The following is a 15,607-nucleotide window of genomic DNA, read 5'->3' on the forward strand; positions in this document are numbered from 1 at the left end:
CGACTGCGGACCGCCGTGGCACCCGCCGAGCGACAGTGACGCTTGCGATCGCCTCCGAAGGGCTGACCGGTCGCGGGGTACGGTCGGCGGGTGGCGGGGTGTGTGTTCTGCGGGATCATCGCGGGTGAGGTGCCGGGGTTCCGGGTGATCGACGAGCCGGACGGGGTGGCGTTCCTGGACACCCGGCCGGTCTTCAAGGGGCACGTGCTGGTGGTGCCGCGTACCCATCTGGTCGCCCTCGCCGACCTGCCGCCGGAGTCCATTGCCGGCTATTTTGGGCTGGTCCGGCGGCTCGCGATCGCGGTCGAGGCCGGGTTGGAGGCTGGTGGCACCTTCGTGGCGATGAACAACAAGGTGTCCCAGTCGGTGCCGCATCTGCACACCCATGTGGTGCCGCGGACCAAGGGCGACGGACTGCGCGGCTTCTTCTGGCCGCGTACCCGCTACGCCGACGACGACGAGGCCACCTCGTACGCGGACCGCATCCACACCGCCCTATCCACTCCAGCCTGATGAACTGGGCTTGCACCTCGAAACTGTTCGTTCGGGTTTCTTCCTCGTCAGCGAACAACCACGAACATCTACCGGTTCCTGATGCCAGCGGCTGCCAATTCGGCGCAGCTCGTCCCGCTGCCAGCGCTCGCAAGCAGTGAGCTGTCGGAGGCAGCCCTGCGCGCCGCGGCGAGCCGCGGACGGCTGCGGGCGGTCAAGGGCGACGATGGCGCGTGGCGGAGCAGCCGGAGCTGGGTCGAGGAGTACGCGCGAACACGTTGGCGGCAGAATCGGGCCTGACCGGCGGTGGGGTGGGTAAGGAAGTTGGGTCCGCCGGTGTTGCACGCGGGGAAGGGTACGAAAGGAGTTCCACCGTGTTCCTCCGCCGCATGAAGGCCGAGATGATCTCCCCTGACCGGGCCCTGCCCGGTCGCGCGATCGCGATGCCGGTCGCCGACCGACACGAGGTGCTCGGGACCCCGCTGAAGGGCCCGTTCCCCGAGGGCTCGCAGGTCGCCGTCTTCGGTATGGGGTGTTTCTGGGGTGCCGAGCGGTTGTTCTGGACCCTGCCCGGCGTCTTCACCACCTCGGTCGGTTACGCGGGTGGCTACACCCCGAACCCCACCTACGAGGAGGTGTGCTCCGGCGAGACCGGGCACGCCGAGGTGGTGCAGGTGGTGTACGACCCCACCAGGATCAGCTACGAGGACCTGCTCAAGGTCTTCTGGGAGAACCACGACCCGACCCAGGGCATGCGCCAGGGCAACGACGTGGGCACCCAGTACCGCTCCACGATCTACGCCACCACCGACGAGCAGCTCGCCACCGCGCAGGCGTCCCGGGACGCGTTCGCGCCGATCGTGGCCCGTGCCGGCAAGAGCGAGATCACCACGGAGATCGGTCGACTGGGCGACTACTACCTGGCCGAGGACTATCACCAGCAGTACCTTGCCCCGACCAAGAACCCGAACGGCTACTGCAACCACGGCCCGAACGGGCTGAGCTGCCCGGTCGGTGTGGCCAAGACGGCCTGACCTTGCCCGTGTGCGAACGAGGGGCTCCCCCGGCGAGTTCCGCGAGGCACTGACGCAATCGGCACGGTTCCTGAGCGTTGTGACAGCGACCCTCAGGAACCGCGCTGGGTCGCGCCCAGGCCTCCGCCACGGGGTGTTGGCCCCTCCGGGACGCTCAGGCTACGACTCCAGGTAGGCGGCGAGATTTGCCAGCGAGGACGCGAGGCCGGCAGCGTGGTCCTCGGCCGAGATCCCGACGGGAACGTTGTCGGCCCGGAACGTGACCTCCGCCCCGTGACCGGCAGCGACGACCTTCCACGTCATGGTCATCGTGCCGGCGTATGACGGATCGTCGGAGACGAAATCCACCGCCTGCACGACCCGCGCACCGGGGACGAGTTCGACGAACCGGGCCTCGACGATGTCGGAGTCCACCGTCGCCTTGCCCGGTGCCGTCGAGGCGTCCGCGTAGGTCAGGATCATCCGATATGACCCGCCGGGTCGAGGCTCGAACCGCTCGAACCTGCCGCTCATTCCGTCCGGCGGCAGCCAGACAGCAAGCGCGTCTTGATCGACAAGGGCGTTGTAGACCCGATCGGGCGAAGCGGCGATTACTCGGGTTGCTGTGTCTGTCCGCGACATTGCCGCACCTTACCTACTGCCGAGACGCCATCGGCCACCCGCGCAGTCGACGGTTCAGCTGGTCCGGTCGAAGCGGTAGACGTTGCGCAGCGCCTCGGCGAAGGTGTCGTCCAACTCGGGCATGACCGGGATCGCCGCCGACGTGTACCAGAAGTGCACCGTACGGTGCGAACGCGGGTCGCGCAGCGCGTCGGCGAGCGCGGCGATGATCCGGGCACGTAACCGGTCGGGCAGGTTCGTGGCCTGGCCGATGGTGGCGAGCAGTTGCGCGGCGGCCCAGGCGGTGGTGCTGCTCGGATGGTGCAGCGACTCCACCAGGTCCTCCACCACCCGGTGGTCGACGTGCCGGAGCAGCGGAATCGCCTCCATCGCGGCGCCCTGCACCTCGGACACGTCGTTCAGTGCCGCGAGCAGGGCAGAGAGGCCGATGTCGGAGCCGCGCCGCAGGACGCCGAGCATCCGGGCGGCGGCCTGCCGGCCGGGATAGCTCCAGTGGTAGCGGAGCGTGTCGGCGAGCAGCACCTCGAACTGCGCGACATCGACCTGCTGCCGGAAGGTGTCCCGTTTCAGGCTGACCGCCGCAGCGGTGAGCTGCAACAGGTGACTGCGCAGATACGAGGCGGGTGCCCCGTCGAGCGGGTCGTTGAGCGACTCCTTCAGCGCCGTCTCGCACCATCGCACCAGCAACTCGACCCACGGCCAGCCGCCCTGCTCCCGCTCCCGAACCGCGTCGTGGTACGCCGCGACGGCGCTGCCGAGCTTGGCCACCTGGGCGAATCTGGATGCGCCGAACCGGTACAGCACGGCTCGGGCCTCCTCCTCGGGCAGGGCGAGAATCTCACCGAGGCTGGTGCTGCACGCCGTGGTCAGCTGGCGTGCGGCCGTCTCGACGCTTTCGGCGGTGAGGGTGCCGTCCGTGGCCGCGAGGGCCGCTTCGACCGCGTCGAGCACGGCGGTGTGATCGAGCAGGAGAAGTTGCGGTGTGTGCAGGGCAGCCAGGTCCAGCCCACGGGACACCGTCCAGAACTCGGCCCAGCGTTGCGGCGTCATCCGCAGCCTGGCGTTCGCGTCTTGGAGCCACTCGCCGTCGTTGCGGACCGACAGGTACAACAGCCGGGACACCGTCTGGAGCAGAATGGTCCGCAGCTGGTCCGATCCCGACTCCAGGCGTGCCAGCAGCACCCGCCAGACCGGATCCGTCATCGCCTGGGTGTTGACCAGGCTTCTCGTCTCCGGCAGATACACGCTGCCCTGCTCAGCTCGCGCACACCACCGGGTCACCACCTCCGGTAGGTCGACCAGCATCGACTCCGACAGCCAGTTCAGGGTCTGGGCGAGCGCCGGCTCGTCGTCGATCACCTCATCGAGGAACGACCACGCCCGGATCGGGGCCGCCGCCCCAACGCGGCTGAGGGTGCGGGTGGGTCTGAAGCCTGTCGACAACACCTGCCGGGCCCGGTGGCGCAGGGCGTCGTTCTCCTGGCGTACCAGCGACATCAGCGGCTCGATCAGCTCGGTGGTCAGGCCGCGGTACTCGCCGAGCAGCAGTGCCGCGATCGCGGCCAGCGCCGGGGAGGGGTGCGTCAGCCAGCGGCGCACCGTCGGTTCCCCGTCCGGATCAAGGCCGACCAGCCGGTCGAGCACCGGGCGCAGTTCGGCCACCCGCTGCACCGCCAGCGCCCGGTCGAGCTGCCTGATCAGCGCACCGGTCGCGCGTACCGACGGCGAACCGTCCGCCACCTCGATGCCGCCTTCGAGGCCGGCGGGCCGGTTTTCCCGGCAGTGGTTGACGGCTCGGGCGTAGAGCGTCACAGGCGTCCAGGTCTCGAGGCCGGGCTCGTCGGTGGCAAGCGCCGACAGGTGCGCGGCGATGACCTCCCCCCAGGCGCCTCGGGCGTACGGCTGGTCGGCCGGCGCCACCAGGTCGCTGATCATCGCTTGCGTGGTCGCGTACCGGTCCGGCTGCTCGGCGAAGCGGTCGAGCACGAGGCGCAGCAGGCGGACCCGCTCGTCGAGGTCGGTGACCGAACCGATGGCGGCGATCCCGCGCCGGATCAGCTCGTCCGACAGTGGCGCGGGATGCAGCCGGGCCGACCGGAGCCAGGCCAGCACCGTATCGACCGGGTGGCTCATCCGGGCCGCCGCGCGAGCGCAGGCGTCGACGTGCCGTTGCCGTTCCGCCGGCTCGTCCACGAGCCGGGCCAGCCACTCATGCAGTTGGAACGCCTGGCGCGGATCGCTGAGCTGCTCGGCGACCAGGCCCGCCGCGCGGGCCAGTTCCACCCGCCGGTCGCCACCTGCCTCGGCCAGCCGGGCCAGGGCGCGGGCACGGTGCCACGCCCCGGTCAGCGCCTGGGCGCGCTGCCGGACGTGCTCCACCGGGTCGCTGGCCTCGGTCAGGCTCGGGTCGTACCGGCTGGCCGATCGGTGGCGGCCAGTGGTCTCGCCGAGGGTGACCGCGAGTAGTTCGGGCACGAGATCGGGGTTCGCGGCGACCAGGTCCGGCAGGACCGAGCCGAGTACCCAGGAACGCGCAAGCGTGAAGTGCTCGGGTACCCGGACCAGCAGGTCGAGTACGCCGACCGGCACGTCCCAGGGGTCGCGGTGCGGAAACGCCAGCGGGTCCGCGGGCCACCAGTGGAGGTACAGCCCATAGTCGGTGTGCCGCGCCGACCCGAGATCGTTGAGGGCCGCGACCAGGGCGGCCGGTGTGAGGTCGGAACGTACGCCGACGTCGATGTGGATCGCGGCGAGGTCGGCCCCGTCGCGGCCCCAGCCGGTGAAACGATTGGCGATCCCCTCCACCGCCGCCTTGCGCCGTGCCCGATACGGCAGCTTCCGCACATCCAGCAGGAACGGCTCCGCACCGGCCTCGAGCAGCACCGCGACCACCGCGTCCAGCAGGCGTTCCCACACCCGGACGGGCAGGTGCCGGGCGGCGTGGGTGAGCGCCTCGGGAGCATTTCCGGCGGCCCGCATCGCGGCGTCGCGCAGCGTCACCGCCAGGGTGCCGGCTCGCCGACGCAGCGCGGCAGCCGCGACCGGGTCCGTGGCGACCCGCTCGCTGACGTCGCGCCCGAGTGCCCAGAGTGCGACGACCGCCTCTGCCCGTCGTTCGTCGTCCTCCGCCGCCGCTGCCTCCTCGGTGAGGAACTCGACAAGTCCGGCCAGGTCGTCGCGGCGCAGCGCGGCCAGTATCTCCCGGCGCAGCGGCGAGTCCCGGGTGATCGTCTCGGCGGTGAAGGTCGGTGGTCGCGCGGCCCGCGTCGACTCCTTCTCGCCGGTCCGGTCCAGGTAGTGCGCGATGGCGAGGACCGGGTCCTTGCTGTCCCAGAGGTGACCGAAGTAGCCGACGAAACCGTCCCGGAACTGGTCGTCCAACTGGAGGTAGTTGACCATCCGGTGGTACTGGTGCAGGTGGGTCCGGGCATCCAGGTCGGCGTACCCGCCGAAGATCGCGGTGATCAGGGCCAGCCATCCCTGGTCGCGCCGGATCCGCGCGACCAGCGCGGGGTCCCGCCGCAAGGCCGCCCGCACGGTAAGCGTCCGCAGGGCGGTATTCGGGTCGACCCGTACTCCGCCCCTCGGGGTCGGTGAGACCACCAGGCTCAACGCCTCGGCGATCGGATGGCCGAGTTCCTCGCTGTCCCAGCGGGGGGCCGCCCGGCACAGCGCGTCGGCGATCTCCGGCGTGGCGATCTCCACGGTACGGATCAACCGGGCGGCGGCGCCCGCCAGTTGCGCGTCGGCCGGGCGGGTCAGCACCTCGGCCAGCACGCCTTCCACCACCGGGCGGTGCTCACCGGCGCGCAGTTGCCGGACGGCCTCCTCGACCAGCCGCCGGGCCTCGGGCAGCCGGCCGAGCGCGGTCAGGTCGCGGTAGCTGGTAAGCAGCTGCCGGAGCACCGCCTGTACGACCGTCGCTGGCACGTCAGTCATCTGCGCCATGGCACCGGCGAGCAGCAGGGCGGACTCGGGAAACAGGGTGCCCAGCCGGCCGGTCGCGGCCAGCAGGGCCCGGACGAGTTCCGGCATCCTGCTCTTCTGCTGCCAGTTGACCAGCGCGATCAGCATCAGGATCGGTTCGTGCCAGCGGGGATCCCCGAGGTGTTCCAGGACCGCGGCGGCACCGCCGTCGGAGCGACCGATCAGGTGCTGCGCGGCCAGGAACTCCTGGAAGGTCTGGTGCGAGAAGCGGTACGCACCGGGAGCGCTGCTCGCGAGCAGCCCGACCTCGTCGCGCATCGCCCGCAGCAGCGATTCGAGCATCTCCTCGACATCGTCCGGGCGCAGCCGGGCCAACTCCTGGCGGAACACGTCCCGGAACTCCGGCTCGGCGATCACCCCGGACGGCTTGTGCCGATGGACGTGGTACGCCACGGCCCGCAGCACGGCGAACATGTGCCCCCGGAGCCGGTCGACCTCGGCGTGGCTGAGTCGCTCGTACCAGAGCTCCACGAGCCGGTCGACGGCCTTCTGGTAGACCTCGACCCGCTGCCGGGGCAGTTGCCCGCGCTCGGTGTGGTAGATCGTGGCGATGGTCCCGGCCAGCAGCGGGTTGGTGGCCAGCTCGCGTACGTAGCGTCCGGCTGGGGCGCGGAGCAGCTCCAGCAGCCGGTCGGCCTGCTGGACCGCCTCGGTCTCGACCCAGCCGGCCGGCAGGTCCGCGTGCAGCACCCGGCCCAGCTCCCGCATCCACGCCCGCATGAAGACCGCCATCGCCTCGTCGGTCATCCGCTCGACGGTGACGTGCGTGATGGTGGCCGGCAGCGGACGCAGGTGGTAGCCGGCGATCCGGCTGGTCACCACCATCTTGTTTCCTGGCCCGTCGGTCGCGCTCGGGCCGGCATCGGCGCGGTCGCTCCCCCGCCCGCCGGTCCTGCGACGCGGCTGGGCCCAGACCCGGAGGAACTCGGTGACCGCCTCGGAGATCTCGACCCGCTCCCGAGGGTCACTTACCTCGTCGAGGCCGTCGATCATGATCAGTGCCCGCCGCTCGCTCAGGGCCCGGTGCACCAGTTCCCGACGCAGCCGGACGGGAATGACGCCGCCCGCCCGATGCTCACCGACGTCCTTCGTCCACAGCGGAGCGGAGCCGACCCAGCTGAGTTCGGCGAGGAAGTCCAGCAGTACGACCGGCTCGCCGGTCCGGCGCTGACGCCACTCGGCGAACTCCGCGACCCGCACCAGCACCGGGAGCAGCGGTCGGCCGAAGCTGGCGAACACGGGCGGGACGTAATAGGGGACGGTGCTCCTGTCGGCCGGTTCGACCTCCGCCCGGCCGGCGTCGACCTGCTCCATCGGCACCCGGATCTCGGCGGCGCCGTCGCGCAGGGCGCGGGCGTGCATCAGGGCGAGCCAGCGCATGATTGTGGTCTTGCCGCTGCCCGGATCGCCGAGCATGACGACCTGGGCGCTGCGCTCGTACAGTTCGGCGATGTTGAGCAGCGGGTCGCGTTCGCCCCGGAGGCGGGCCAGCCGCTCGGCCGTGCCCAGGTGTTCGGCGACCGGCAGGTCGGCCTGGAGCAGCCAGAGCACCCGGGCCTCCTGCTCCGGGGTGTGATCGCCCATCCGCACGATCTCCTCGATGTCCCGCAGGAGCATCTGCTGTGCCGCGGCGCGCTCGCTCGGGCTGGTGGGGTCGACGCGCAGCGCCACGTAGACCTGGGCCAGCGGCACCTCCACCGCGCCGCCCTGGCCCTGCACACCGGGAATGCGCAGCTGCTGGTGGAGGCGGATCAGCCAGTCGAGGTAGCTGTCGCGGGCGGCGGCCAGCTCCGCCGGGTCGAGCGGCACCTCCCCGGCGGGCAGCGCCCGCAGCGCCGTCTCGACGGAGGTCATCAGGTCCTGCTTCCAGAGCCAGTCCGCGATCGGCGCGAGCGCACCGCCGGTCAGGCCGGCCTGGTCGATCTCGTGCCTGATCTGCCGGGCCAGCTCGTCGACCAGGACGTCGAGGGAGATGCCGTGCCCGGTCAGGAAGCCGGCGCTGCCGTCCTCCAGCGGCTCGTCGAAGCGGGCGAGCCAGGTACGCAGTGCGGTCGGCAGGTTGGTGACCTCAAGGAGTTCGGGGCGGTCGATCGGCGAGGAGTGCTCGGCGAGGATGCGGGGCAGTTCCGCCCGGGTGGTCGCGTCCATCGTCGCGGGTACGACCCGGGCGGTCGCCTCCAGCGCCCGGCGTACCACGCCGCGCAGTTCCCGTTGCTGCTCGTCGCCGAGCAGCAGGGTCAGGCCCCGCCTGGTCGCCCACGTCGCACCGGCCTCGACCAGCCAACCGGAGAGGGTGCCGCTGATGGGGCCCACGTCGACCGTCTCCTCCTGACGCCGGATGCGTACCGTCACTGCCGCGACGACCGGGTGCCACCGAGCGTAGTTGTGATCGTCCAACGTGGAATCACCCCGACGGTCGATGCCGCCGCCGACGGAACGCCCCCGGACGCCCCGCTCGTCGATCCGCCCGGACCTGATTGCGGCAATCGTCACATCCGACGGCTGACGGCGACCGGGGCAACCGGCTGAAGGTCGGCACGAAACGCCCACCGCTACGAAGATCGTGTCGGCGAGTTGATCGCGGGGGCGCGGATTCTAGCAAGGCTGTTACACGAACGTCATAGTCTCAACAGGCGAATCGCAACATCCTCTGGCAGCATGGGCTGGCATGTGCGGACTGGCAGGGGAGTTCCGGCGGGACGGGTCACGCGCCGACGTTGCTGCGGTGGAGTCCATGGCGGCCACCATGAGCGACCGTGGGCCCGACGACAGTGGGGTCTGGTCCCAGGGCGCGACCGCGCTCGGCCACCGCCGACTGAAGATCATCGATTTGTCCGCGGCTAGCGGCCAGCCCATCGTCGACTCCGCAGCCGGCCTGACCGGCGTCTTCAACGGCTGCATCTACAACTACCGGGAGTTGCGCGCCGAACTGGCGGCCAAGGGCCATCGCTTCTTCTCGAACGGCGACAGCGAGGTCGTGATCAAGGCGTACGCCGAGTGGGGGCTCGACTTCGTCGACCACCTGATCGGCATGTTCGCCGTGGCGATCAGCGAGCGGGACACCGGGCGTCTGGTGCTCGCCCGGGACCGGCTCGGCATCAAGCCGCTCTACCTCGCCGAGTCGCCAGGCGTGGTGCGCTTCGCCAGCACCCTGCCCGCGCTGCTGGCCGGCGGGGGCGTGGACACCACGATCGATCCGGTCGCGCTGGCCCACTACCTCAGCTTCCACAGCATCGTGCCGCCGCCGCGCACCATCCTGCGCGGGGTCAGCAAGCTGCCCCCGGCCACCGTCCGGGTCTACGAAACCGACGGGCGCAGCCACGAGCGGGTCTACTGGGACCCGCCGTTCCTGCGCCGCAGCGAGCACGCCGACTGGTCGGAGAAGGACTGGCAGGACGCGCTGCTGGAGTCGTTGACCACCGCCGTACGTCGCCGGATGGTCGCCGACGTGCCGGTCGGCGTACTGCTCTCCGGCGGCCTGGACTCCAGCCTGGTGGTGGCCCTGCTCGCCGGTGAGGGGCAGCGGGGGCTCTCCACCTTCTCCATCGGCTTCGACGCGGTCGGTGGCCGGGAAGGCGACGAGTTCCGCTACTCCGACGTGGTGGCCAAGACCTTCGACACCGACCATCACCAGATCCGGGTCGCCGCCGGGGACCTGGTGCCCCCGCTGGAGGCCGCCGTCGCGGCCATGAGCGAGCCCATGGTCAGCCACGACTGTGTGGCGTTCTACCTGCTCAGCCAGGAGGTGTCCCGGCACGTCAAGGTGGTGCAGTCCGGCCAGGGCGCCGACGAGATCCTGGGCGGCTACCACTGGTACCCGCCGCTGCACCGGGTCGACCGCGAGCAGGCCCTCGACACGTACACCCGGGCCTTCTTCGACCGCGACGCCGCCGGGCTGGCCCGGGTGCTCAACCCCGACTGGCTCGCCGAGGGAGACCCGGCGCGGGAGTTCGTCGCCGCGCACCTGGGCCGCCCCGGCGCGCAGACCGCCGTCGACGCCGGCCTGCGCATCGACACCCAGATCATGCTGACCGACGACCCGGTGAAGCGGGTCGACAACATGACCATGGCGCACGGGCTGGAGGCCCGGGTGCCGTTCCTGGATCACGAGTTCGTGGAACTGGCCGCCGCCTGCCCGCCCGAGCTGAAGCTCGCCCAGGGCGGCAAGGGCGTACTCAAGGAGATCGGCCGCCAGGTGCTGCCGCACGAGGTGATCGACCGGCCGAAGGGCTACTTCCCGGTGCCGGGCCTCACCCACCTGGAGGGCAAGCTCCTCGACCGGGTACGCGACGCCCTGCACGCGCCCGAGGCCCGCCGCCGCGACCTGTTCCGCACCGATTACGTCAACGCCCTGCTCGACGCTCCCAACGCCGAACTGACCCCGTTGAACGGAAACAAGCTGTGGCAACTCGGACTCCTGGAAATGTGGCTCCAGAGCCACGGAATCGACTGAGCATGACCGGCACCCTGGCCACCGGAGTGGCCCGGACCGACCGCGGTCGAGGCGCGGGACGACGGTACGAGCGGGTCGGGCCGGGTGGTGATCCGATCGCCGCAGGCGGCACCGACGCGGACACCGAACGCCCACGCGGCGACGAAGGCGTCGTGCTCGACTGCGGCTGGGGCCGGCTGGTCTTCGGGCAGACCTTCCCCGATCAGGCCGCCGTGGCCGACGTGCTGCGCTCCGAGGCGGCCGGCGCCCGGGACATCTGCATCTACCTGCGCGATCCGCACGTGCTGGTCTCCCGGCTCCCCGACGAGTTGTTCATCGACCCGTCGCTTACCTACCGGCTGCCGCTGGGCGGCGCCCGCCGAGCGGCAGCCGGCACCAGCGAGGAGGCAGGCACCGCCGACACCCCGGCACCTGCCGACAGCCGGTCGGAGCTGCCCGGGGTACGCATCCGCCGGCTGCGCGACGCCGCCGACGCGGACGCGGTCAACCGGATCTACGCGGCCAACGGCATGGTCACCGCGCCGGTCGACACGCTTGTCGACAACGCCGCCACGGACCGCTTCCTGCACCTGGTGGCGGAGGTGACGACCGGTGAGATCGTCGGCACCATCACCGGGGTCGATCACGTGGCGGTCTTCGACGACCCGGACAACGGCGCCAGCCTCTGGTGCCTGACGGTCGACTTCAACCAGGCACCCCCCGGCACCGGCCAGGCGCTCATCACCGAGCTGGCCGACCGCCTGATCGCCCGGGGCCGGGCGTACGTGGACCTGTCGGTGCTCGCCGAGAACGCCGGGGCGATCCGGCTCTACGAGCGGCTCGGTTTCTACCGCACCGCCACGCTCTGCGTGAAGCGGAAGAACCCGATCAACGAGCGGCTGTTCCTGCCGGCCATGCCGGCCGGCTACGACCAGCTCAACCCGTACGCGAAGATCGTCGCCGACGAGGCGATGCGGCGGGGCATCCGGGTGGAGGTGACCGACCCGGAATGGGGTGAGCTGCGGCTGACCAGTGGCGGCCGGACGATCCTCACCCGCGAGTCGCTCTCCGAGCTGACCTCGGCGGTGGCGATGAGCCGCTGCGACGACAAGCGGGTCACCCGCCGGATCCTGGCCGAGGCCGGCCTCTCGGTGCCGCGCGGGCGCACCGCCACCGGCGACTCCGCCGACGCGGAGTTCCTGGCCGAAGTGGGTCACCTGGTGGTCAAGCCGGCCCGGGGTGAGCAGGGCAACGGCATCACGGTGGGGGTACGCACCCCCGAGGCGCTGGCCGCCGCCGTCGAGCTGGCCGCCCGGTTCTGCCCCGAGGTGCTGCTCGAGGAGCTCTGCGCCGGTGAGGACCTGCGGGTCGTGATGATCGACCACGAGGTGGTGGCCGCGGCGGTACGCCGACCGGCCGCGATCACGGGTGACGGCGTACACGACATCGCCGAGTTGATCGAGCGGCAGAGCCGCCGCCGCGCCGCCGCCACCGGTGGGGAGTCCCGCATCCCGCTTGACGACATGACCCGGGAGGTGGTCGCCGAGGCCGGGTACGAGTTCCACGACGTACTGCCCGAGGGAGAGCTGCTTGTGGTACGCCGGACCGCCAACCTGCACACCGGCGGCACCATCCACGACGTCACCGGCGAGCTGCATCCGGTGATCGCCGAGGCGTGCGTGGCCGCCAGCCGGGCGCTGGACATCCCGGTGACCGGGCTCGACCTGCTGGTGCCGGCCCCGGACCAGCCCGAGCACGTCTTCATCGAGGCAAACGAGCGACCCGGGTTGGCCAACCACGAGCCGCAGCCGACCGCCGAACGCTTCGTGGATCTGCTCTTTCCCGGGACTCGGGCACCGCAACGGCTGTGGACCCCGGCGGGTGCGGCAACATCACAGGCATGACCGTACGCAAGATCCTTCCGCTGCCGATCGACCTGGATTACCTGCGCCAGGTACTGCTTGAACTGCTGGACATCCCCAGCCCTTCGGGGCGTACCGACCATGTGCAGCAGTACGTGGGGGAACGGCTCTCGGCGCTCGGCATCCCGTCCACGCTGACCCGCCGGGGCGCGCTGAGCGCCTGCCTGCCCGGCCCTCGGCAGACCGGCGCGGACCGGGCGATCGTGGTGCACACCGACACCATCGGCGGGATGGTCAAGCGGCTGAAGGAGAACGGTCGGCTGGAGTTGAAGCAGATCGGTACGCACAGCGCCCGGTTCGCCGAGGGCGCGCACGTACGGATCTTCACCGACGACCTGGAGCGGGTGATCACCGGCCAGGTGCTGCCGTTGAAGGCCAGCGGGCACCGCTACAACGACGCGGTCGACGAGCAGGGCATCGGCTGGGAGCAGGTCGAGGTTCGCGTCGACGAGCCGGTGGAGGACATCGCCGGCCTGCGGGCGCTCGGCATCGACGCGGGCGACTTCGTGGCCTTCCTGCCCAACCCGACGATCACCCCCAGCGGGTTCGTCAAGTCCCGGCACCTGGACGACAAGGCCGGCGTCGCCGCGGTGCTCACCGCGATCAAGGCCCTGGTCGACGCCAGGGTGACGCCGGCGGTCAGCGCGCACCTGCTGATCACCGTGACCGAGGAGATCGGCCACGGCGCCTCACACGGCCTCGACCCGGACGTCGCCGAGATCGTCTCGGTGGACGCGGCGGTGGTCGCGCCGGGGCAGCAGTCCCGGGAGGACGCCGCCACCCTGGCCATGGGCGACGGTGTGGGCCCCTTCGACTACCACCTCACCCGCAACCTGGCCGCGATCGCCCGGGACCACGACGTGGACCTGGTCCGGGACGTCTTCGACTACTACCGCTCGGACGTGGCGGCGGCGGTGGAGGCGGGCGCCCACGCCCGGGTGGCGCTTGTCGGCTTCGGTGTCGACGCCACCCACGGCCACGAACGGACCCACCTGGAAGGGCTGCGCCACCTGACCCAACTGCTCTGCCTCTACCTCCAGAGCGACCTGGTGTTCCCGGAATGGGACGCCGAGCCCGAGGGCGACCTGGCCGACTTCCCGTCCCTGTCGGTGCAGCCGGCCAGCGAGGACGGCCCCCGGGAGGGCCCGATCGGCATCGCCCCCGCCTCCTGAGCCGGCGTCGCCGGTGCCCACCGGTCCCGGCACCGCAGGATGTGATCGAAATCCGTTGCCGCCGGGCTCGCCGCTGGATAGCGTGGCGGTACACGGGAAAGGAGGTGGTCCAGACTTGTATAGCAATCGGACTCGTGAGGTGGCTGTCCGCTAGCCGCTGTCCTCGACAGTGCGTCCACCCCTGCGGGTGGGCACGGTAAGAGTCGTCGAGACCGTGTGGCAGCGGTGCGGCGAATCCACGACAAGCCACCCGACCCCCGGGGTGCCGGCCCAGTCCAGCCGGCCCGCGTCAACGCGGAAGCCCCGGGGGTCGCTTTATGCCCGGGGTCTTTCATGCCCGGGGGTCGCTTGATGCCCGGGGGTCTTTTCATGCCACGGCCCGGTCGGGCCGGCGGGAGGTCGACGTGTCAATGCGGGAACTGGTGGTGCTCGGGACGGCCAGCCAGGCCCCGACCCGGGCCCGCAACCACAACGGGTACGTGCTGCGCTGGGACGACGAGGTGATCCTCTTCGACCCGGGCGAGGGCAGCCAGCGGCAGTTGCTGTACACCGGCGTCACCGCCACCGACCTCACCCGGATCTGCGTCACCCACTTCCACGGCGACCACTGTCTCGGGCTGCCCGGCACCATCCAACGGCTCTCCCTGGACCGGGTACCGCATCCGGTGGCGGTGCACTTCCCGGCCGAGGGCGCGGAATACTTCGCCCGGCTGCGGCACGCCAGTTCCTTCCACGAGACCGCCGAACTGGCCGTGACGCCGATCGAGGCGGACGGCCAACGGATCGCGTTGCGCTCCGGTGTCCTGGAGGCGCGCCGGCTGCGCCACCCGATCGACACGTACGGCTATCGGCTGATCGAGCCCGACGGGTACCGGATGCTGCCGGAGCGGCTGGCCGCGTACGGCATCGGCGGGCCGGCGGTCGGCGAGTTGCAGCGCGTCGGCCACCTCGACCACGGCGGGCGCCGGGTCACCCGGGCCGAGGTGAGCGTGCCCCGCCCCGGGCAGCGGTTCGCCTTCGTGATGGACACCGGCCTCTGCGACGCGGTGTACGCGCTGGCCGAGCAGGCCGACCTGCTGGTGATCGAGGCGACCTTCCTGGCCTCGGAGACCGCGCTCGCCGCCGAGGTCGGGCACCTCACCGCCGCCCAGGCCGCGCGGGTGGCGGCCGAGTCGGGGGTACGCCGACTGGTGCTCACCCACTTCTCCCAGCGGTACGCCGACCCGGCCCGCTTCGCCGACGAGGCCCGCGCCCACTTCGACGGCGACCTGGTGATCGCCGAGGACCTGACCACGGTTCAGGTGCCACCCCGACGGGTACCCTCGGCCGGATGATCGTCACGCTCCGTCCGGCGACCGCCGATGACCTGATGGCGGTGGGTGCCCTGCACCAGCGGTCCCGGATCGCCGCGTACTCGTCGTTCCTGCCGCCGGCCGCGCTGGCCGACCCCACACCGGCGGCCATGGGCAACTACTGGGTGGCCCGGTGGGAGTACGAGCAGGCCGACCACCGGATGACCGTCGCCGAACGGGACGGCACCCTCGCCGGCTTCAGCTACCTCGGCCCGGACGACGAGGGCGACCCGGGCACCGGGCTGCTCAACGCCATCCATCTGGAGCCGACCGAGCGCGGCCGGGGTATCGGCCGCGCCCTGATGGTCGACGCGTTGACCGCCATGCGGGCGCGCGGCTGTCGCCGCGCCGCGCTCTGGGTGCTGCGCGACAACGCCCACGCCCGCCGCTTCTACGAACGCGGCGGCTGGCGGCCGACCGGGGCGGAACGCGAGGAGATGATCGGCACCACCCACACCCCCCAGCTCCGCTACACCCGCGCTTTGGGGTAAGGAAGGGCCCCCTCTTAACGCCTGCGGTAGAGGAAGGGCCCCCTATTATTGATGGGTAGGGCAAATGTGCCGTGGTTACTCTGCGGCGTAGCGGACTTCGGGTT

Annotated in this window: 9 protein-coding genes; 7 read left to right on the forward strand and 2 right to left on the reverse strand. The window is 71.2% G+C overall.

Translation table 11 applies throughout. From position 1 onward, the window contains the following. Positions 1 to 90 precede the first annotated feature (90 nt). The gene (locus tag AC507J_RS30490) at positions 91 to 513 is read left to right on the forward strand and encodes an HIT family protein (RefSeq protein WP_496293688.1); all 423 of its coding nucleotides are present in this window, start codon (positions 91 to 93) and stop codon (positions 511 to 513) included. Between the two features lie 353 nt (positions 514 to 866). Beyond that, entirely contained in the window at positions 867 to 1,526 is a 660-nt protein-coding gene (gene msrA / locus AC507J_RS30495) for a peptide-methionine (S)-S-oxide reductase MsrA (RefSeq protein ID WP_496293689.1), read from the forward strand. A gap of 159 nt (positions 1,527 to 1,685) precedes the next feature. On the opposite strand, the gene AC507J_RS30500 is transcribed toward msrA, so the two are convergent. Both AC507J_RS30500 and AC507J_RS30505 read right to left on the reverse strand, forming a co-directional pair. Continuing rightward, positions 1,686 to 2,147, reverse strand: a complete 462-nt coding sequence (locus tag AC507J_RS30500) for an SRPBCC family protein (RefSeq protein WP_496293691.1) — start codon at positions 2,145 to 2,147, stop codon at positions 1,686 to 1,688. A 54-nt stretch (positions 2,148 to 2,201) separates the two neighbouring features. Next, entirely contained in the window at positions 2,202 to 8,486 is a 6,285-nt protein-coding gene (locus AC507J_RS30505; RefSeq protein WP_496293693.1) for a hypothetical protein, read from the reverse strand. 316 nt (positions 8,487 to 8,802) lie between these two features. Between AC507J_RS30505 and AC507J_RS30510 the strand changes: the two genes are divergently transcribed. From AC507J_RS30510 to AC507J_RS30530, 5 genes are all read left to right on the forward strand, one after another. Continuing rightward, entirely contained in the window at positions 8,803 to 10,587 is a 1,785-nt protein-coding gene (locus tag AC507J_RS30510) for an N-acetylglutaminylglutamine amidotransferase (RefSeq protein ID WP_496293695.1), read from the forward strand. A 2-nt stretch (positions 10,588 to 10,589) separates the two neighbouring features. Further along, on the forward strand, positions 10,590 to 12,470 hold the full coding sequence (gene ngg, locus AC507J_RS30515) for an N-acetylglutaminylglutamine synthetase (RefSeq protein WP_496293697.1): 1,881 nt from the start codon (positions 10,590 to 10,592) through the stop codon (positions 12,468 to 12,470). Beyond that, on the forward strand, positions 12,467 to 13,660 hold the full coding sequence (locus AC507J_RS30520) for an osmoprotectant NAGGN system M42 family peptidase (protein ID WP_496293699.1): 1,194 nt from the start codon (positions 12,467 to 12,469) through the stop codon (positions 13,658 to 13,660). Before ngg ends, AC507J_RS30520 begins: the two co-directional genes overlap by 4 nt. A gap of 404 nt (positions 13,661 to 14,064) precedes the next feature. Next, positions 14,065 to 14,994 (forward strand): ribonuclease Z, encoded by a 930-nt coding sequence (locus AC507J_RS30525; protein WP_496293701.1) that lies wholly within the window; start codon positions 14,065 to 14,067, stop codon positions 14,992 to 14,994. After that, on the forward strand, positions 14,991 to 15,503 hold the full coding sequence (locus AC507J_RS30530) for a GNAT family N-acetyltransferase (RefSeq protein WP_496293703.1): 513 nt from the start codon (positions 14,991 to 14,993) through the stop codon (positions 15,501 to 15,503). The genes AC507J_RS30525 and AC507J_RS30530 overlap by 4 nt, the downstream gene beginning before the upstream one ends. Positions 15,504 to 15,607: the final 104 nt, after the last annotated feature.

Source organism: Micromonospora sp. PRAS1 (genome assembly GCF_059553435.1).